The sequence below is a fragment of the Peterkaempfera griseoplana genome (assembly GCF_001418575.1).
Taxonomy (GTDB): domain Bacteria; phylum Actinomycetota; class Actinomycetes; order Streptomycetales; family Streptomycetaceae; genus Peterkaempfera; species Peterkaempfera griseoplana.
In genome coordinates, this window is the sequence record NZ_LIQR01000408.1 from 1 (window position 1) to 602 (window position 602).

Consider the following 602-nt stretch of genomic DNA (forward strand, 5'->3'; position numbering starts at 1 on the left):
GCCCGGGCCCCCGCCGCAGGCCGTCCCCCAGCCGCCGTACCCGGGCTACGGCTACCCGGCGCCCTACCAGCAGCCGGGCGCCTACCAGCCGCAGCCGCAGGCGTACCTCCCGTCGCAGCCCCAGCCGTACGTGGGGACGCAGCCAGGGCCGCAGACCGCGCAGCCGGACGACGCGGCCAGGGCCGAGCTGCGCGAGCTCGGAGAGCTGCTGCGCCGCCAGGCGGCCGGCGACGGCACCCGTGACCCCCGACCGGGCGGCGGCCGGTGACGGCACCCGAGCGGCTGGTCGGCGGCCGCTACCGCCTCGCCGACAAGATCGGCCACGGCGGTATGGGCCAGGTGTGGACGGCCTACGACGAGCAGCTGGACCGCAGGGTCGCGGTGAAGCTGCTCCGCACCGATCTGGCGCTGGCCGCCGGCGACGGCTCCGAGACCGCCCGCTCCGAACTGCGACGGCGGTTCCGCAGGGAGTGCCGGGTCACGGCCGGCTTCGACCACCCCGGCCTGGTCACCGTCTACGACGCGGGGGAGGACGGCGACGAGCTCTACCTGGTGATGCAGCGCGTGCCGGGCCTGAGCCTCGCCGACCTGATCGCCGAGGA

1 protein-coding gene and 1 pseudogene are annotated in these 602 nt (G+C 76.7%); both read left to right on the plus strand.

All coding sequences use genetic code 11. From position 1 onward, the window contains the following. Nucleotides 1-268 (plus strand): annotated as a pseudogene (locus AOK09_RS27700) (PQQ-binding-like beta-propeller repeat protein); the annotation flags it as partial. Between the two features lie 62 nt (nucleotides 269-330). Continuing rightward, nucleotides 331-602, plus strand: a 272-nt coding sequence (locus AOK09_RS41425; protein ID WP_407675443.1) for a protein kinase domain-containing protein, incomplete at its 3' end; no start/stop codon positions are given.